16 protein-coding genes are annotated in these 18,720 nt (G+C 72.2%); 11 read left to right on the forward strand and 5 right to left on the reverse strand.

The features are described 5' to 3' along the window. Window positions 1-96: 96 nt before the first annotated feature. Entirely contained in the window at window positions 97-732 is a 636-nt protein-coding gene (locus ACFWJO_RS19640) for a hypothetical protein (RefSeq protein ID WP_386866739.1), read from the reverse strand. A 293-nt stretch (window positions 733-1,025) separates the two neighbouring features. Next, window positions 1,026-1,595 carry a bifunctional DNA primase/polymerase gene (locus tag ACFWJO_RS19645; protein ID WP_386866858.1) on the reverse strand — a complete coding sequence of 190 codons (570 nt, stop codon included), beginning with the start codon at window positions 1,593-1,595 and terminating at the stop codon, window positions 1,026-1,028. 1,062 nt (window positions 1,596-2,657) lie between these two features. Here ACFWJO_RS19645 and ACFWJO_RS19650 point away from each other — a divergent pair. Both ACFWJO_RS19650 and ACFWJO_RS19655 read left to right on the forward strand, forming a co-directional pair. After that, a complete protein-coding gene (locus ACFWJO_RS19650) occupies window positions 2,658-4,106 on the forward strand; it encodes a PP2C family protein-serine/threonine phosphatase (RefSeq protein WP_386866740.1) in 1,449 nt (482 codons plus the stop codon). A 140-nt stretch (window positions 4,107-4,246) separates the two neighbouring features. Then, the gene (locus ACFWJO_RS19655) at window positions 4,247-5,716 is read left to right on the forward strand and encodes an aminopeptidase P family protein (RefSeq protein WP_386866742.1); all 1,470 of its coding nucleotides are present in this window, start codon (window positions 4,247-4,249) and stop codon (window positions 5,714-5,716) included. A 79-nt stretch (window positions 5,717-5,795) separates the two neighbouring features. Here ACFWJO_RS19655 and ACFWJO_RS19660 read toward each other — a convergent pair whose 3' ends face one another. After that, window positions 5,796-6,251 (reverse strand): ATP-binding protein, encoded by a 456-nt coding sequence (locus tag ACFWJO_RS19660; RefSeq protein ID WP_384407554.1) that lies wholly within the window; start codon window positions 6,249-6,251, stop codon window positions 5,796-5,798. Between the two features lie 263 nt (window positions 6,252-6,514). Between ACFWJO_RS19660 and ACFWJO_RS19665 the strand changes: the two genes are divergently transcribed. The 9 genes from ACFWJO_RS19665 (at window position 6,515) to ACFWJO_RS19705 (ending at window position 16,393) form a co-directional block, all read left to right on the forward strand. Then, window positions 6,515-7,351, forward strand: coding sequence for a hypothetical protein (locus ACFWJO_RS19665; RefSeq protein ID WP_386866744.1), 837 nt, complete (start codon window positions 6,515-6,517; stop codon window positions 7,349-7,351). A 236-nt stretch (window positions 7,352-7,587) separates the two neighbouring features. Further along, on the forward strand, window positions 7,588-8,358 hold the full coding sequence (locus ACFWJO_RS19670) for a YcnI family protein (protein WP_386866746.1): 771 nt from the start codon (window positions 7,588-7,590) through the stop codon (window positions 8,356-8,358). A gap of 29 nt (window positions 8,359-8,387) precedes the next feature. Next, a complete protein-coding gene (locus tag ACFWJO_RS19675; protein ID WP_386866748.1) occupies window positions 8,388-9,134 on the forward strand; it encodes an SCO family protein in 747 nt (248 codons plus the stop codon). Next, window positions 9,131-9,583 carry a copper chaperone PCu(A)C gene (locus ACFWJO_RS19680; protein ID WP_386866750.1) on the forward strand — a complete coding sequence of 151 codons (453 nt, stop codon included), beginning with the start codon at window positions 9,131-9,133 and terminating at the stop codon, window positions 9,581-9,583. Before ACFWJO_RS19675 ends, ACFWJO_RS19680 begins: the two co-directional genes overlap by 4 nt. 26 nt (window positions 9,584-9,609) lie before the next feature. Then, complete coding sequence (locus ACFWJO_RS19685; RefSeq protein WP_386866752.1) at window positions 9,610-11,571, forward strand: copper resistance CopC/CopD family protein; 1,962 nt, start codon at window positions 9,610-9,612, stop codon at window positions 11,569-11,571. 68 nt (window positions 11,572-11,639) lie between these two features. Next, window positions 11,640-12,914 (forward strand): iron uptake transporter deferrochelatase/peroxidase subunit, encoded by a 1,275-nt coding sequence (gene efeB / locus ACFWJO_RS19690; RefSeq protein WP_386866860.1) that lies wholly within the window; start codon window positions 11,640-11,642, stop codon window positions 12,912-12,914. Between the two features lie 42 nt (window positions 12,915-12,956). Beyond that, window positions 12,957-13,892, forward strand: a complete 936-nt coding sequence (gene pheA / locus ACFWJO_RS19695) for a prephenate dehydratase (RefSeq protein ID WP_384407568.1) — start codon at window positions 12,957-12,959, stop codon at window positions 13,890-13,892. A 408-nt stretch (window positions 13,893-14,300) separates the two neighbouring features. Next, on the forward strand, window positions 14,301-15,590 hold the full coding sequence (gene serS / locus ACFWJO_RS19700) for a serine--tRNA ligase (protein WP_386866755.1): 1,290 nt from the start codon (window positions 14,301-14,303) through the stop codon (window positions 15,588-15,590). Next, entirely contained in the window at window positions 15,587-16,393 is an 807-nt protein-coding gene (locus ACFWJO_RS19705) for an HAD family hydrolase (protein WP_386866757.1), read from the forward strand. Before serS ends, ACFWJO_RS19705 begins: the two co-directional genes overlap by 4 nt. Window positions 16,394-16,557: 164 nt before the next feature. Here the strand turns inward: ACFWJO_RS19705 and ACFWJO_RS19710 are convergent, their stop codons facing one another. Both ACFWJO_RS19710 and lpdA read right to left on the reverse strand, forming a co-directional pair. After that, a complete protein-coding gene (locus ACFWJO_RS19710) occupies window positions 16,558-17,235 on the reverse strand; it encodes a rhomboid-like protein (RefSeq protein WP_386866759.1) in 678 nt (225 codons plus the stop codon). Between the two features lie 57 nt (window positions 17,236-17,292). After that, on the reverse strand, window positions 17,293-18,696 hold the full coding sequence (lpdA, locus tag ACFWJO_RS19715; protein ID WP_386866761.1) for a dihydrolipoyl dehydrogenase: 1,404 nt from the start codon (window positions 18,694-18,696) through the stop codon (window positions 17,293-17,295). Between the last annotated feature and the right edge of the window lie 24 nt (window positions 18,697-18,720).

Genomic DNA, 18,720 nt, shown 5'->3' on the forward strand with positions numbered 1-18,720 from the left:
CCCCCGTCGCCAGCGATCGGGCGTTCTCATGTCCGGGATCCTTCCGGAGGGACGGGCGCGCGCCCGTCACGGAATCCTGGATTCCGCGTTCTTGGATCAACTGCCGTCCGGATCCGCCACGTTGCTTCCCGAGCGCAGCAGCAACGGCGTGTTGCCGCCCTCTCCCGCTCCGGCGAATTCCGCGACCGCCGTATAAGCGTCGGCTCCGCCCCGTACGGGTTCCTTCGGCGTCTCGCACGTGCCCGGTTCGTCCCGCGCCTCGACCGCGCACCGCACCTGTACGGTCCGCCCGCCGGGCGCCATCAGCGTGAGTACGGCGTCGAGCTCGCGGCCCGTCGTGTTGCGGTAGTAGGTACGGGCCCAGGTGCCGGCGCCCTCCGTCACCACACAGGTCTGCGCCTCGACCCCGTCGGGAGAGGCGAGTTCGGGTCCGCAGCGCGTGGCGGAGCGCGGCTCCCCGGGATCGGCGTCGGCCTCCGGGGCGGCCTCCGCGGCGGCGTCCGAGGAGGTGTCCGGCGCGGTACCGGCGGCGGCGTCACGGGCGGGCCCGAGGCTCAGCTCCGGGAACAGCCCGTTCCCCTTCCCGTCCCCAGCGGCCCCGGCGCCGCTGCCGGCGGCGGTCGCGCCCCGTGCCGGTCCTCCCGCGGGGCCGGCCGACGCGGCGATCGGCACCAGGACGGCGATCAGCACGGCGGCACCGAGCCCCAGTCCACGAAGCTGTGCCGGACTCATGCGCCCCATACGTCGGCTCACCTGCTTCTCGGGAACGGATCCCACGGGAACGGATCATCGGGAACGGATCCTTCCCGCGAAGATATCCGCGGCCGGTGGGCTCCCGGCCGGGCGCGCGCCCGTTTCGCCTGGATGACAGGGTGTTCCGCACCCGTTCGGGTGAACCCGGCGCGCGGCGCCCGAGCCCTCGGCCGGCACCGCTCCCCGTACGAGAGCTCAGTACGCGATCTCCGTACGAGAGCTCAGTGCGCGAACTCAGCACGCGAGCTCCGTACGCAAGCTCCTACGCGCGCTCAGTACGCGAGTCTGCTGCCGCCGCCCGGCATGCTCGTGCTCGCCTCGACCAGCGCGTCCACGACGGCCTCCACGTCGGGCAGCCACGGTCGCGCCGAGCCCTCCAGCGGCGCCCGCTCCCAGCGGACCTGTCCGGTGCCGGTGGTCGAGGGCGGCAGCGGCAGATAGCCGCCGTCGCCGTGGAAGCGCAGCGAACTGGGCACGCAGTCCTTCGTGTACAGCAGCTCGCCGAGCCGTTCCATGCCGTACGGGGCGACGAGGATCGCCCAGCGGGTGGGCGTGGCCACGACCGGGCCGAGCCGCATGCCCAGCGCGTCGAGCGCGGTCAGCGCGTGGGCGCCGGCGACGGCCGGCAGGCTGACCGCGCAAGGGGCGCGGCCGCCGGTGGCGAGGAGGACCGGGGCCTCGGGCCGGCGGCTCCACCACCAACGGATCATGCGGGCGTCGGTGGTGGCCGCGAGCAGGCCCGGGTCGAAGGGGTGCGCGCCGGGCACGACGCACTGGGGATCGGGGCAGGCACAGCCGACGACGGCGGGCAGCGGCCCGGCGCCGACAGTCCTGGACCGCATGCCCGTCCTGGACGTCAGGGCCGCCCACAGACCCGTGGTCGACACTCCCGTGGTCCACGGCCCGGCCGCCCACCACGGCGTCCTGCGGCGGTCGGTCTCGCGCCCGCCGGCGCCCGCTTCCGCACCGGGACCGCCCGCCTCGGCGCCGGAACCGCCCGCTTCCGCCTCCGCCCCGGCTCTCGCCGTGGTGCGCGTGTCGCCGGACGGCGACGTCTCGCCCGACGCTCCGCTCACGCGCAGGCCCACGCCGGGCAGGACCGGCCAGTCCCACTCCGTGGCGTACAGGAGCGCCGCGCCGAGCCGGTCGTCCGTCGTAGGCGCCGTGGACGCCGTGCGCGCCCGGCGCGCGCCCCTTGCGCCGCGCGCTGCCGGCGCCCAGCGACCCGCGCCCTGAACGTCCGCCGCTTCCGCTGCGTCCGCCGATTCCGCCGTGCTTACCAGGTCCGACGCGCCCGCCGGGCCCCCGCGCCTGCCGCGCCCGAACCGGAGCCTGCGTCGCCTTCCGAGGATCTCGCGCATGAGCGCTCGTTCCTTTCCGTTGAACGCCGAATCCACATCACACCACGTGCACGTCACCGTACGCACACATGTCTTCACCGTGCGTATCACTCGCGCCTCAGCGCATACGAGCCGCGCCCGGACTCGGCGGGCGCTCTCGGCGGGCGTTCCAGGCGGTCGATCCTGCCGGAACACGTTCCCCGCCACTCGGGGTAGGGGTGCGGCCTGCGGTGATGAGGACGCTCGGGTTCCGCGTCCGTATTCAGGGGCGTCTCCAACTGCCCCTGCCCGTCACCGATTACGTACCCGTCACGCTCAAAATGACGCGCTTTCAAACGACGCCAGTCGACCGCAAATGGTGCACACCGGGGGCAATTTTCGGCCAACTTCCCCTACTCTTCAACCCTCTCGCCAGATCTCACGGACACCAGAAGTCCCATGGTGACAATGCTGGACATCGATCCACATGTGCGTGTAGATGTGGATCGATGGATAGCGGCGCAGAATGACTTGGGGGTTTGCGATGCTATTGCATGAAACGCGCAGGTCGGAAAGCCGAGTGCGATGAGTACCCCACGCGCGCCGAAAGTGGCCGGAATCGATTCCACTGTTCCTTCTCCCCCGCACACTGCGGCCGCGATCGGCGCGCCGCTCTCCGCAATGTCCTCCGCGGTGTCCGCCGCCTCCGGTCCCGCCGGGCCTTCCGGCGGACCGCTCCAGGACCGTCTCGCCGGCTGGGTCTCCGACCTCACCCTGCTCCACGAACTCACCGAGTCCCTGATCAGGGCCGGCTCGCTCGACGACGCGCTGCGCGAGGTGCTGCGCGCCGGCGCCGCCCTCGTCGGGGCCCGCCGCGGCATGGCCGTCCTCGAACCCGCCGACGGCCTCGGCCCGGCGCTCACCGTCGGCCTCGGCCTCGCCCACGCCGAACTCGGCACCATCGAGACCGTGCCCCGCAGCGTCACCTCGTACGGCCGGATCCTCGACGGACTCGATCCGCTCCCCGAGGGCGCCCTGCCCCGCCCCGTCGCCATCCCCGACCTGCGCGGCGAGGAGGACCTCGACCCGCGCCACCGCGAGGTCGCCGCCCGCCTCGGCTACGCCGCCAGCTACGCCCTGCCGCTCGCCACCGAGCAGGCCGGGAAGCTCGGCGCCCTCGTCTGGCTGTACGACGAGCCGGCCGAGCCCGCCGAACGCCAGCGCCATCTCGTCGGCCTCTACGGCCGCTTCGCCACCGAGCACCTCGCCCGCCTCCTGGAGGTCGAGCGCGCGCGGGTCCGCGTCGCCACCGTCGCCGAGGAACTGCTGCCCAGCCGGCTGCCCCGGGTCCCCGGCGTCCAGCTCGCCGCCCGGCACCGCACCGGCCCGCGGGGCGGCGGCGACTGGTACGACGCGCTGCCGCTCCCCGAGGGCGCCCTCGGCCTCGCCGTCGGCTCCGTCACCGGGAGCGGGCCGAGCGCCCTGGCCGCCATGGGACGGCTGCGCGCCTCCCTCCGCGCGTACGCCGTCATGGAGGGCGAGGACCCGGTCGCCGTCCTCTCCGACCTGGAACTGCTGCTCCGCCTCACCGAGCCCGCCCGCTCCGCGACCGCCCTCTTCGCCTACTGCGAGCCGGCCGCACGCCGGATCGTCCTGGCCGGGGCCGGTCACACGCCGCCACTCGTCGTCGGCGAGCACCGCACCGAGTACGTGGAGACCTCGCTGTCCGCCCCGCTCGGCATGCTGTCCTGCTGGGAGGCGCCCAGCGTCGAACTGTCGCCCGCCCCCGGAGAAACGGTGCTGCTCTACACCGACGGGCTGCTCCGGCGCACCGGCGACCCTATGGACCGGGCCTTCGCCCGGCTGCACGCCGCTGCGGCAAGCGTGCCGAAGGCGGACCGGGCCGATCCGGGCGCGGTCGCCGACCACGTGCTGCGGACCGTACTCCCGGAAGGCCTCGACGCCCCCGCCGCCGACGGCGACGGCGACGGCGACGGCGAGGACGTGGTGCTGCTGGCCGCCCGCTTCGAGTGAGACGGCAGTGAGGATGCTCACCGCCCGGCGCGGGTGACCTGCCGGTAATGGGTCTTCCGCCTCTGGGACCCTTCCGCACGACCGTACGATGGTGAAGGTTCAGTGTCGTACCACTGTCGTACCCACAAGGAGGCAGACCCGTGGCCGAGGAGCTCACGCCGGAGAACCCGGAGACCCCGGAGGATTCCGAAGAGCAGCCGATCAAGCAGCGCAAGAACGGCCTTTACCAGGGCGTCTCCGACGAGCTCGCCGAGAACATGCGGTCCGGCTGGGCCGACACCGAGCTGCACGGCCTCGAGCCGATCGCGCAGGCCGCGCAGACCGCCGCCCGGCGTGCCGCGCTCTCCGCCCGCTTCCCGGGCGAGCGCCTGGTGATCCCGGCCGGCAACCTGAAGACCCGGTCGAACGACACCGAGTACGCCTTCCGCGCCTCCACCGAGTACGCGTACCTCACCGGCGACCAGACGCAGGACGGCGTGCTCGTCCTGGAGCCGGTCAAGGACGGCCACCAGGCCACGATCTACCTGCTGCCGCGCTCGAACCGCGAGAACGGCGAGTTCTGGCTCGACGGCCAGGGCGAGCTGTGGGTCGGCCGCCGTCACTCCCTCGCCGAGGCGGAGCAGCTGCTCGGCATCCCGGCGAAGGACGTCCGCGAGCTGCCCGAGTGGCTGAAGGAGGCCACCGGCCCGGTCCGCAACGTCCGCGGCCACGACGCCGGCATCGAGTCCGCGCTCGTCGACAAGGTCACCGCCGAGCGCGACGAGGAGCTGCGGGTCTTCCTCTCCGAGGCCCGCCTCGTGAAGGACGACTTCGAGATCGCCGAGCTGCAGAAGGCCTGCGACGCGACCGCCCGCGGCTTCGAGGACGTCGTCAGGGTCCTCGACAAGGCCGAGGCGACCAGCGAGCGCTACATCGAGGGCACCTTCTTCCTGCGCGCCCGCGTCGAGGGCAACGACGTCGGCTACGGCACCATCGCCGCCGCCGGTCCGCACGCCTGCACCCTGCACTGGGTACGCAACGACGGCCCGGTCCGCTCCGGCGACCTGCTGCTGCTCGACGCCGGCGTGGAGACCACCGAGCTCTACACCGCCGACGTGACCCGCACCCTGCCGATCAACGGCCGCTTCACGGACGTCCAGCGCAAGATCTACGACGCCGTGTACGAGGCGCAGGAGGCCGGCATCGCCGCGGTGAAGCCGGGCGCCGCCTACCGTGACTTCCACGACGCCGCCCAGCGCGTGCTCGCCGAGAAGCTCGTCGAGTGGGGCCTGGTCGAGGGCCCGGCGGACCGGGTCCTGGAGCTCGGCCTGCAGCGCCGCTGGACCCTGCACGGCACCGGTCACATGCTCGGCATGGACGTCCACGACTGCGCCGCCGCGCGCACCGAGGCGTACGTCGACACGACCCTGGAGCCGGGCATGTGCCTGACCGTGGAGCCGGGTCTCTACTTCCAGGCCGACGACCTGACCGTGCCGGAGGAATACCGGGGCATCGGCGTCCGGATCGAGGACGACATCCTCGTCACGGAGGACGGCAACCGGAACCTCTCGGAGGCGCTGCCGCGCCGTTCCGACGAGGTCGAGGCGTGGATGGCCGGCCTGAAGGGCTGATCCCGCAGTTTGTGAAGGGCCCCCGCCGATTCGGTTCGGCGGGGGCTCTTCTGTTGTCGCCGGTCGGCACCTCCGCCGGTTACGTCAGTGCCAGCGGCGCGTCCGGGCGCCACTTGATGATCTTGTCGAAGCTGACCAGCGCGCCGCCCCGGCCCGTGCGGCCGAAGTGGACGTGGTCGGCGAGCTCCTCGATCAGCCGGAGCCCGCGCCCGTTCTCGGCCTCGTCGGCCGCCACGGCCCGCTGCTCCGTCGGGGCTCCGGAGAACCCCGGGCCCGAGTCGGCCACCTCGATGCGACAGGTCTCGCCGTCGAGGTAGGCGGTCACGCGGTACGCCTCGGAGACCGGGCCGCCCAGGCCGGGGACGGCGCCGCCGTGCTCGACCGCGTTGGCGCAGGCCTCCGTGAGGGCCACCGACAGCTCGTACGAGACGTCCGGGTCGACCCCGGCCGTCTCCATCGTGCCGAGCAGCAGCCGCCGGGCGAGCGGGACGCTCGCGGCCTCGCGCCGCAGATGCAGGGACCACCAGATGCTCATGCTCCAGCCTCCTGGCTGCGGCTCGACATGCTGCGGCACGACATACCGATACGTATTGCCGTGGCGCGTGGTCCATAAGCCCCCTCCCACGGCAACAGCCCCCGTTCGGCGGATGCGCGATTCCGGACGCCGGTGTATGTCGGCCCGGTGGGGCGGTGCGCGGCGGCCGACGTGCCGGGCCATGTCGGCCGGAAGGACCCCAAGAGCGACCTTCCGGACCTGCCGCGTGGCAGGGGTGGGGCTGGTGCGATGATGGGCCCGCCATGTCTGCCCCCGCGCTCGCGCCACGCCTGCTGAGGGCCGCGGTGTTCACCGCGGTCTGCGTCGTGCTGTCCGCGCTCGGCCACGCGCTGGCCGCCTGTGCGGGGATCGCCGCGTGGTCGCTGGTCGCCGGGTTCCTCGGCGTCTTCGGGATCACGGTGCTGTTCGCCGGACGCGAGCGCTCGCTGCCCGCGATCGTCGGCGCGCTGGCGGTCGGACAGTTCGGCCTGCACGCCCTGTTCGGGCTCGGCCAGCGCCGGATCACCGTGCCGCCGCAGGGCGACGACACCCTGCTCCGGCTCGCCGCCAAGCTGGTCTGCGGCGGGACCTCCGCGCTGAACCCGGCCGACGCGGCCCGGATCGTCCGCGAGGCCGGCCTCGCGCCCGCGGTCGCCGGCGCGCCCGGGACCACCGCGGGCTCCGGGGCGCACGAGCACCTCGCCGGCGCGGTCGGCGCGACGGGTGCGACGGACGCGGCGACCGCGACCGCCCGCGCCGCCGAACTGGTGCCGAGCCTGCCGATGCTGCTCGGCCACCTCCTGGCCGCGCTCGCGACCGGCTGGCTGCTGCGCCGGGGCGACCTCGCCCTCGGCCGGCTGATGACGCTGTCCGTGCAGGGTGCCGTCGAGCTCGCCGAGTGCGCGCTCGTCCGCTCGCTGCGCGCGGCGCTCTCGCTCGTACGGACCCTGCTCGCGGGCCTGCCGGGCGCTCCGGCCACCGGGCCGCGCGGGCCCGCCCGTACCGCGGCCGACTCCTCGCCGCCGCCGGTGGCGGAGGCACTTCAGCACACGGTGATCAGGCGCGGCCCGCCGGCCGCCCACTGCGTCCTCGCAGCCTGACGCGGACCGCTCCCCCGGGGCGGCTCCGCGGCCGTCCGCGCCTGCCCGCCCGCCGACACCGTCGCCGAGACCGTCGCCGAGCCCGTCACCCCGTCCCCTGACCGGGACCGGGAACGGGCCCGTCGTCCGGACGCGTCTCCCGATGTCCGTCGGCGCCGGCGCAAGCGCGTGGACCGCCCGTACCTGTCTCGCGGATGTCTTCCGCATCGCCTCTCCGAGCTGGAGTGTCTTCTGCCATGAGCGTTTCCCGTACGCACCTGCCCCGTACGTTCCTGTCCCGCGCCGCCCTCGCCGGCGGTGTCGCCGCCGGCTCCGTGCTGCTGCTCTCCGGCACCGCCTTCGCCCACGTGAGCGTGCAGCCGCAGGGCGAGGCCGCCAAGGGCGGTTACGCCACCGTCAACGTGAAGGTGCCGAACGAGCGCGACAACGCCTCCACCGTCAAGGTCGAGGTGAACTTCCCGACCGACCACCCGCTGGCCTCCGTGATGCCGCAGCCCGTGCCCGGCTGGAAGGCCGAGGTCACCAAGGCGAAGCTCGCCAAGCCGCTGGAGCTGCACGGCAAGAAGATCAACGAGGCCGTCGCCAAGGTCACCTGGACCGCCGACGGCTCGAAGATCGGGCCCGGCCAGTTCCAGCAGTTCCCGCTCTCCCTCGGGCAGCTCCCCGAGGACACCGACCGCCTCGTCCTCAAGGCGATCCAGACCTACGACAACAACGAGGTCGTGCGCTGGATCGAGGAGCCCAAGGAAGGCGCGGCCGATCCCGAGAACCCGGCGCCGGTCCTGAAGCTGTCCGCCGCGACCGGCGACCACCACGGCGGCGGCGCCACGCCCGCCGCCGACGACAAGGCCGCCGACAAGGCCGGCCACGACGACCAGGGCGGCAAGCACGAGGAGGCCGCCGGCTCGACCGACACCGCGGCCCGCGTGCTCGGGGTGATCGGCATCCTCGTGGGTGTCGCCGGAATCGCCTTCGGCGTCCTGGCCGGGCGCCGCCGCTCGGCCTGACGGCCGTCCCCTCACCGAAAGACACACCCATGTCCGACAAGAAGACAGCTGTTCAGACCTCCGGTGCCGAGGGCGGGACGGACGGCGGCCGCCCCGGCCGCCGGGCCCCGCTGATCATCGCGACGGCGGCCATCGTCGCGGCGATCGGCGTCACGGCCGCGGTCGGCCTCGGCGGCGACGGCGACACCCCCGGTTCGCAGAGCGTCGCGCCGGTCGCCGAGATCTCCGGCGGCACCGACAACACCAAGGCCGCCACCGTCCTCGACCGGCCCTTCACCAAGCCCGACCTGGTCCTCACCGACACCAAGGGCCAGAAGTACGACCTGCGGGAGAAGACCAAGGGCAAGCCGACCCTGATCTACTTCGGCTACACGCACTGCCCGGACGTCTGCCCGCTGACCATGAGCAACATCGCCATCGCGCGCAAGCAGCTCCCCAAGGCCGACCAGGACAAGCTCCAGGTCGTCTTCGTCACGACCGACCCGGAGCGGGACACCGCCGCCGAGCTCGCCAAGTGGCTGCCGGCCGCCGGTGACCCGAGCTTCACCGGACTCACCGGCGACTTCTCGGCCATCCAGGCCGGTGCCCGCTCCATCGGCATCGGCATCGACCCGCCGAAGAAGGAGAAGGACGGCTCGGTCGTCTCCATGCACGGCGCCCAGGTGATCGCGTTCTCGCCGACCACCGACCAGGGCTACGTGCTGTACGGCGAGGACACCACCGCCGACGACTACGCCAAGGACCTGCCGAAGCTCATCAAGGGGGAGAACCCGTGAACCGCCGCACCACCGCCCTGTCCGCCGCCGTCGCACTCGCCGCCGCGCTCGCCCTGACCGGCTGCTCGTCCGAGGACGGCGGACCCGAACTCAAGGTGAGCGGCGCGTTCATGCCCCAGCCCGTGATGGACATGGCGGGCGGCTTCCTCACCATCACCAACAGCGGTGACACGGCCGACAAGCTCACCTCCGTCACCAGCGGCATCTCGGACGACGTCCAGATCCACGAGACGAAGAACCAGAAGATGCAGCGGGTCGACTCCTTCGACATCCCCGCGAACGGCGAGCTGAAGCTCGAACGCGGCGGCAGCCACATCATGTTCATGGGCCTGAAGAAGCAGCCCAAGCAGGGCGAGAAGGTCGCCATAGAGCTGCACTTCGAGAAGGCCGGCCCCATCAAGGTCGAGCTTCCCGTCGAGGCGCCCAACCACAACCCGAAGCAGCACTGAGCTCGCCCCAGGGAGTGACACACACCGTGACGACCACCGCCCCGCGCCTCGGGCCCGCCCTCACCAGGCTGCTGCTCGTCGCCGCCGCGCTGCTGGCCGCCCTGCTCGCCACGGCGGGCCCCGCGTCCGCGCACGCGGCGCTGACCGGCAGCGACCCGCAGGACGGGGCGGTGGTCGCCACCGCCCCCAAGGAGGTCAACCTGACCTTCTCGGAGCAGGTCGCCATGAGCGACGACTCGATCCGGGTCCTCGACCCCTCGGGCAAGCGGGTCGACACCGGGGAGATCCGCGACCTGTGCAGCGGCTCCGTCGTCCGCTACGGGGTCGCGCTGCTGCCGGGACTGCCCGACGGCACCTACACCGTGGCCTGGCAGACCGTCTCCGCCGACAGCCATCCCGTCGCCGGCGCCTTCACCTTCTCCATCGGCGCGCCGTCCACCACCTCCGTCGCGCTGCCCGACACCGCGGTCGGCGGCGGACTCGTCGGCACGCTCTACGGCATCGCGCGCTACCTCGCGTACGCCGGCTTCGTCGTCCTCGTCGGCGGCGGCGTCTTCGTCCTGGCCTGCTGGCCGCGCGGCGCCTCGGTGCGTCCGGTGCAGCGGCTCGTCGTGCGGGGCTGGCTCACGCTGACCGCCGCCACCCTCGCGCTGCTGCTGCTCCGTCACCCGTACACCAGGACCGGGAAGCTCGGGGACGTCTTCGACCTCGGCGGGCTGCGGGCCGTCCTGGAGACCAAGACCGGCGCCGCGCTCTCCTCGCGCCTGCTGCTGCTCGGCGCGGCGGCGCTCTTCGTGGCCGTGCTCTTCGGCGCGTACGCCCGGCGGACGGACGAGAAGGAGCACAAGGACCTCACCTTCGGCCTGGCCATCGGCGGCAGCGTGGTCGCGGCCGGCATCGCCGGTACGTGGGCGCTCGCCGAGCACGCCTCGACCGGGCTCCAGCCGGGCATCGCTATGCCGGTCGACATCCTGCACCTGCTGGCCGTGGCCACCTGGCTCGGCGGGCTCACCGCGCTGCTCGTGGCGCTCCACCGCGACCCGTCCGTCGAACGCCGGGCCGTGGAGCGCTACTCGAACCTCGCCTTCGGCTCCGTCGTCGTCCTCGCGGCCACCGGCGTCTACCAGTCCTGGCGGCAGGTCGGCACCTGGTCCGCGCTGACGGACACCCGCTACGGGCAGCTGCTCCTGGTCAAGATCGGGCTGGTCGCCGTCCTCGTGGGCATCGGCTGGGTGTCACGGCGGTGGGTGCGGCGGCTCGCGGAGCGGACGGCCGCGACCGCAGGGGCCGAGAGCGACGCGGACGCCGACGCGGACGCCGACGCGGATCACGTGGTCGCCGACGCCGACGAGCCGGCCGAGGAAGCGGCGGGGGAGGCGGCCGGGACCGAGGCCGACGCCGACGCCGACGCCGAGCGGGCCGCGCAGCTCGCGCGCCAGCGGGCCGCCGTCGCCACCGCGGCGCGCAAGAAGGCGCGGGACGCCGATCCCGAGCGGGCCGGGCTGCGCCGTTCGGTGCTCACCGAGGCCGCCGTCGCCGTCGTCCTCCTCGCCGTGACGACCGTGCTGACCTCGACCGAGCCCGCCCGTACGGAGGAGGAGGCGGGCCGAGGCCGGGCCGCCGCCGGCTCGGCGGCGGTGCCGAACCGCCCGATCGACGTACGGCTGCCCTTCGACACGGGCGGTGTGGACGGCAAGGGCACGGTGCAGCTCACCCTCGACCCCGGCCGCGTCGGCGCGAACGCCCTGCACATCTATGTGCTGCGCCCCAATGGCCGCGGTCTCGACGTACCCGAGGTGAAGGTCGCCTTCACCCTCAAGGAGAAGGACATCGGCCCCCTGCCGGTGCTGCCGGACCGCGTCCAGACCGGACACTGGACGGCGACCGGCGTCCAGCTGCCGATGCCGGGCGAATGGCTCATGCAGGTGACCGTCCGCACCTCCGACATCGACCAGACCACCATCGAGAAGAACGTGAAGATCGGCTGACCGTGAGCAAGTCCGAGAACAGACTCGTGAGCGAGCCCGCGAACGAGCCCGTGAGCGACTCCGAGAGCATGACCGTGAACAAGCCCGGGAGCGGCGACAACCTCGACATCTCCCGGCGCCGGCTCCTCGGCACCGTGGGGGCGGCGGGCGCGGCCGGCCTCGTGATCGGTGCGGCCGGCGGCGTGGGGATCTCCGCCGTCGGAGACGACTCCGGCTCCACCGGCTCGCCGGCCCTCACCACGGTCGGTTCGACCGAGGTGATGTTTCACGGGAAACATCAGGCGGGGATCACCACTCCGCTGCAGTCCCGGGGCCATCTGGTCGCCTTCGACCTCGCGCCCGGCGCGGGCCGCAAGGAGGCCGCCGCGCTGCTGCGCCGCTGGTCGGCCACGGCGAAGGCGCTGATGGCGGGCAGGCCGGCGGCCACCGGCCCCGACACCGGCATCGCGCTCGACGCCGGTCCGTCCTCCCTGACGGTGACCTTCGGCTTCGGGCGCACCTTCTTCGACCGGACCGGGCTCGCGGCGCGCCGCCCCACGCAGCTCGACCCGCTGCCGGCGTTCTCCTCCGACATGCTCGACCCGAAGCGCTCGGAGGGCGATCTGTGGGTGCAGATCGGCGCGGACGACGCGCTGGTCGCCTTCCACGCGCTGCGCGCGATCCAGAAGGACGCGGGTGACGCGGCCCGGGTGCGCTGGCAGATGAACGGCTTCAACCGCTCGGCCGGTGCCACCGCCCGCCCGATGACGGCACGCAACCTGATGGGGCAGATCGACGGCACGGGCAATCCGAAGCCGACGGACCCCGACTTCGACCGGCGGATCTTCGTGCCGCAGGACGCGGCCGGCGCCCAGGACTGGATGGCGGGCGGCTCGTACGCGGTCGTCCGACGGATCCGGATGCTGCTCGACGACTGGGAGAAGCTGCCGCTGGACAAGCAGGAGAAGGTGATCGGGCGGCGCAAGTCGGACGGTGCGCCGCTGACCGGCGGGACCGAGACGACCGAGCTCGATCTGCACAAGATCGGCCCGGACGGCAAGGTCGTCATCCCCGACAACGCCCACGCCCGGATCTCCGCCCCCGAACAGAACGGCGGCGCGGCGATGCTGCGCCGGCCGTTCTCCTTCCACGACGGGATCGCCGCGGACGGCACTCCGGACGCCGGACTGCTCTTCGTCTGCTGGCAGGCGGACCCGCTGCGGGGCTTCGTGCCGGTGCAGCGCAAGCTCGACCGGGGTGACGCGCTGTCGCCGTTCCTCCGGCACGAGGCGAGCGGTCTGTTCGCGGTGCCGGGCGGGCCGGCCGAGGGCGAGTACGTGGGCCAGCGACTGCTGGAGGCCTGAGAGGAGGGGCCTCCTGGGGCGCGGGGCCGTTAGGGTGACCGTATGTCCGCCACCCGGTATACGTATCTCGGTCCCGAAGGCACTTTCACGGAGGCCGCGCTGCGTACGCTGCCCGAGGCCGCGACGCGGGAGCTCGTTCCGATGGTCTCGGTCCCGGCCGCGCTGGACGCCGTGCGCAACGGCGAGGCGGCGGCGGCGCTGGTGCCGATCGAGAACTCGGTCGAGGGCGGGGTGACCGCGACACTCGACGAGCTGGCCTCGGGCGAGCCGCTGATGATCTACCGCGAGGTGCTGCTGCCCATCACCTTCGCCCTGCTCGTACGGCCCGGCACGAAGCTGTCGGAGATCAAGACGGTCACGGGGCACCCGGTGGCCCAGCCGCAGGTGCGGAACTGGCTGCGGGACAACCTTCCCGACGCGCTCTGGGAGTCGGCCGCCTCCAACGCGGACGGCGCCCGGCTGGTCCAGGAGGGTCGTTTCGACGCGGCCTTCGCGGGCGAGTTCGCGGCGGCGACGTACGGTCTCGAGGCCCTGGTGACCGAGATCCACGACGCGGCGAACGCGGAGACGCGCTTCGTGCTCGTGGGCCGGCCGGCCCGGCCGGCGGCGCCGACGGGCGCGGACAAGACCTCCGTCGTGCTGTGGCTGGGCGACGACCACCCGGGTGCCCTGCTGGAACTCCTGCAGGAATTCGCGGTGCGCGGCGTCAACCTGATGCTGATCCAGTCGCGGCCGACCGGCGCCGGAATCGGCAACTACTGCTTCGCCGTCGACGCCGAGGGCCACATCTCGGACCGGCGGGTCGGCGAGGCGCTGATGGGCTTGAAGCGCATCTGCCCGAACGTCCGCTTCCTCGGTTCCTATCCGCGGGCGGGCGTCTCGCGGGAAGACGTCCGGCCGCTGCGGCGCGGGACCTCGGACGTGGAATTCATGGACGCCTCCGACTGGCTGGCCCGCGCCCAGGACGGCCGGGCCTGACCGCAGCGGAAGCCCGGGCCTGAGTCGAACCGGCGGCCGGGCCTGACCCGGCCCGCGAGGCCTCCGGAGTTACCCACAGGAGTTATCCACAGGTGCGCTCCTCGACCTGGGGACAAGTCGACAAGGCGGGCGGGTCCGGTCGACAAATCCGCACCGGCCAGCCGTCAGCCCAGCTCCGGGACCCCACTCTTCGGAGTGTGCAATTCCCACTCGAAGGAGTGGGAAAATGAAAGCGATCTTCGTGGTCCACAGATCTTTCGCACAGCCTGTGGATAACTCACTCTCGCCGCGCATTGCTGTGGAGAACCCTCCCACGGGAATTCGGGAATACCAAAGCAATTCGGGCAAAGCGCGACGTATTGCTCTATCGGGTGGGGTCGTCCGGCGTCGCACCGGTAGCCTGGGGGGGTGATTGACCTTCGCCTGCTCCGTGAGGACCCCGACCGTGTTCGCGCCTCCCAGCGCGCCCGTGGAGAGGACGTCGGCCTCGTCGACGCCCTGCTCTCCGCCGATGAGCGGCGCAGGTCGTCCGGCGTCCGCTTCGACGAACTCCGCTCCGAGCAGAAGTCGCTCGGCAATCTGATCCGCAAGGCCTCCCCCGAGGAGCGCGCCGCGCTCCTGCAGAAGGCGGAGCAGCTCAAGACCGACGTCAAGGCCGCCGAGGCCGAGCAGAACGAGGCCGACGAGACGGCCCGCGCGCTGCTGCTCCAGCTCGGCAACATCGTCCACCCGGACGTTCCGGTCGGCGGCGAGGAGGACTTCGTCGTCCTCGAGACGCACGGCACCATCCGCGACTTCGCCGCCGAGGGCTTCGAGCCCAAGGACCACCTGGAGCTCGGCGAGGCGCTCGGCGCCATCGACGTCGAGCGCGGCGCCAAGGTCTCCGGCTCGCGCTTCTACTACCTGACGGGCGTCGGCGCGCTCCTGGAGCTCGCCCTGGTCAACGCGGCGATCGCGCAGGCCACCGAGGCCGGCTTCATCCCGATGCTCACCCCCGCGCTGGTCCGCCCGCGCGCCATGGAGGGCACCGGCTTCCTCGGCCAGGCCGCCGAGAACGTGTACCACCTGGAGAAGGACGACTACTACCTGGTCGGCACCTCCGAGGTCCCCCTCGCCGCGTACCACATGGACGAGATCATCGAGGCCGACAAGCTGCCGCTGCGGTACGCCGGCTTCTCGCCGTGCTTCCGCCGCGAGGCCGGCACGTACGGCAAGGACACCCGCGGCATCTTCCGCGTCCACCAGTTCGACAAGGTCGAGATGTTCTCGTACGTCGCTCCGGAGGACGCCGAGGCCGAGCACAAGCGGCTCCTCGAGTGGGAGAAGCAGTGGCTGAACTCCCTGGAGCTGCCGTTCCAGGTGATCGACGTCGCCACCGGCGACCTGGGCGCCTCCGCCTCCCGCAAGTTCGACTGCGAGGCCTGGATCCCGACCCAGGGCAAGTACCGCGAGCTGACCTCCGCCTCCAACTGCGACGGCTTCCAGGCCCGCCGCCTCTCCGTCCGCATGCGCGACGAGAAGGAGGGCAAGAAGACCGTGCAGCCGCTGGCCACCCTGAACGGCACGCTGTGCGCCGTACCGCGCACCATCGTGGCGATCCTGGAGAACCACCAGCTGGCCGACGGCTCGGTCCGCGTCCCCGGGGTGCTGCGTCCCTACCTCGGCGGCCGTGAGGTCCTGGAGCCGATCTCCAAGTGAGCACCTTCCCCTACCGCCTGGTCGCGACGGACCTCGACGGCACCCTGCTCAGGGCCGACGAGTCCGTCTCCGCCCGGACCCGCGACGCGCTCACCGCGGCGACGGAGGCCGGGGCGGCGCACATCGTCGTGACCGGGCGGGCCGTGCCCTGGACCCGCCACATCCTCGACGACCTCGGCTACGAGGGGATCGCGGTGTGCGGGCAGGGCGCGCAGGTCTACCACGCCGGTGAGCACCGGCTGCTGACCTCGCTGACCCTCGACCGGCAGCTGGCCGGCCTGGCGCTCTCCAAGATCGAGGCGGAGGTCGGACCGCTGGCGCTGGCCGCCAGCCGCGACGGCCTGGAGGGCGAGGTCCTCGTCGGCCCCGGCTACCGGACCCAGGAGGGCCCGCTGCCGTACGTGCCGTACGAGGACCCGGCGGAGATCTGGTCGGCGCCGCTGACCAAGCTCTACGTCCAGCACCCGACGCTGAGCGACGACGAGCTGACCCGGATCGCCAGGGAGACGGTCGGCGGGCTCGTCGACGTCGTCATGGCGGGTCCGGGCATCGTGGAGATCGTCCCGCTCGGCCTCAGCAAGGCGACCGGTCTGTCGCTGGCCGCGCGCCGGCTCGGCGTGAAGGCCGCGGAGACGATCGCCTTCGGCGACATGCCCAACGACATCCCGATGTTCGGCTGGGCGGCCCGGGGCGTGGCCATGGCCAACGCCCACGAGGAGCTGAAGGCGGTGGCGGACGAGGTGACCGCCTCGAACGAGAAGGACGGCATCGCCGTGGTCCTGGAGCGCCTGCTGGGCGCTTGACGGCACTCGGCCGTACGTCGTCGCGGTACGCGAGCGGCTCGGGAAGCGGTACGGGAGCGCCTCGGGAAGCGGTACGGGAGCGCCTCGGGAAGCGGTACGGAAAGCGGGGCGGCCCGCGCGGTTCGCCCCCGCGCGCTCGAAGCGGCCGCCCCGTTCCCGTACGGTCAGTGTGCGCTCGTCCGAGGCCTGCCGACCACCGGTTTATCGCGTGTGAGCGGCCAGAACGCCAGGCCGATCACGAGCGAGATCGCATGGCCGAGATCCGTGTACGTGCGGTCGGTGAGCAGCGGCACGGCGAAGAAGGCCACCGCGCCGGCGAGGTAGAACCAGCGCCAGGGGCGCGGCAGCCGGTAGGTGAGGATGCCGACCGCGGCGGCGAGGCCGTAGCTCACCCCGATGTCGACGACGTGCGCCATGCTGCGCGGCACGTCGTGGTCCTGGATCGCCTCCAGGACGACCTTCTGGCTGATGAGGGTGGCCGCGATGTGCGCCGTGGCGACGACGACGAGCCATTTCACCGTGCCGAGCCAGCGCTCGACCGGCGCGTGGAAGACCTCGAAGAGGACCGCGTAGAAAGGCAGGCTCGCCGGATCCTGGATCCAGAACGCGCTGCCGACGAGCGCCCGCATGGGGTGGCGGGACAGCTCGTACAGATTGCTGCTGTTGCGGTGCAGCAGATAGTGCTCGACGCCGTCGGAGGAAAGCGCGATGACCAGACTGGTGATCGCGATGACGAGCAGCCAGAGATGCGTACCGGGTGACGAACACACCCACGACCTGATCGGCCGGGACGGTTCGCCACCCGGAACAGCCTGCACTTGCGGTGAGGTTTTGCTCGGCACATATCAGTGCCTATCACCCGAAGCCGGGTGACCGCCGGGCGGTGTCCTCTGAAGGCCTCAGAAATTGATCATGTGGCCGGCGATGCCGTGAACCGCTTCCTTCACGGCCTCGCCCAGGGTCGGGTGGGCGTGGACGTTGCGGGCCACCTCGTGGACCGTGAGGTCCCACTGCTGGGCCAGGGTCAGCTCGGGCAGCAGCTCGGTGACGTCGGGGCCGATCAGGTGGGCACCGATGATCTCGCCGTACTTGGCGTCGGCGACGATCTTCACGAAGCCGGTCGAGTCGCCGAGGCCGTGCGCCTTGCCGTTCGCCATGAAGGGGAACTTGGCGACCTTGACGTCGTAGCCCTTCTCGCGGGCCTGCGCCTCGGTGTAGCCGAAGCTGGCGATCTGCGGCTGGCAGTAGGTCGCGCGCGGGATCATCACGTAGTCGAGTTCCATGGTCTCGGCGTCCGCGATGGTCTCGGCGGCGATGACGCCCATGGCCTCGGCGGTGTGCGCGAGCATCAGCTTCGCGGTGACGTCACCGATGGCGTAGATGTGCGGCACGGAGGTGCGGGCGCGGCCGTCGACCTCGATCGCGCCGCGCTCGGTGAGGGCGACACCGGTGTTCTCCAGGCCGTAGCCGGAGACGTTCGGCGCGAAGCCGATGGCCTGCAGGACCTTGTCGGCCTCCAGGACCTTCTGCGTGCCGTCCTTGGCGGTGACGGTGACGCGGACCTGCGGGCCGGACTCGTCGATCGCGTCGACCCGGGTGGAGGTGAGGACGTCGATGCCGAGCTTGCGGTACTGCTTCGCGAGCTCCTTGGACACCTCCTCGTCCTCCAGCGGGGCCATCCGGTCGAGGAACTCGACGATGGTGACCTTGGTGCCGTAGTTGTTCAGCACGTACGCGAACTCGATGCCGATCGCGCCGGCGCCGGCGATGACGATCGACTTCGGGGCGTCCTCGGCGAGGATCTGCTGCTCGTACGACACGACGCGGTCGCTGAGCGCGGTGCCGGGCAGCAGACGCGGGCTGGCGCCGGTGGCGATGATGCAGTTGTCGAAGGTGATCGTCTGCGTGGTGCCGTCGGACTTCGCCACCTGGAGGGTGTTCGCGTCGAGGAAGGTGCCCCGGCCGTCGAACTCGGTGATGCCGTTCTTCTTCATCAGGAAGTGGACGCCCTTGACGCGGCCGTCCGCGACCGTGCGGCTGCGGCGGAACGCCTCGCCGTAGTCGAAGGAGACGGTGCCGTCGACCTTGATGCCGAAGGTCTTCGCCTCGTGGTTGAAGATGTGGGCGAGTTCGGCGTTGCGCAGCAGCGCCTTGGTGGGGATGCAGCCGACGTTCAGGCAGACACCGCCCCAGTACTTCTCCTCGACGACCGCGACCCGCTTGCCCAGCTGGGCGGCGCGGATGGCGGCGACGTAGCCGCCGGGGCCAGCTCCGAGTACGACGACGTCGAAGCGGTCTGACATGACTGACTCCCGAGGGTGATGAGG

The organism is Streptomyces sp. NPDC127092, from assembly GCF_042722475.1.
Taxonomy (GTDB): Bacteria; Actinomycetota; Actinomycetes; order Streptomycetales; family Streptomycetaceae; genus Streptomyces.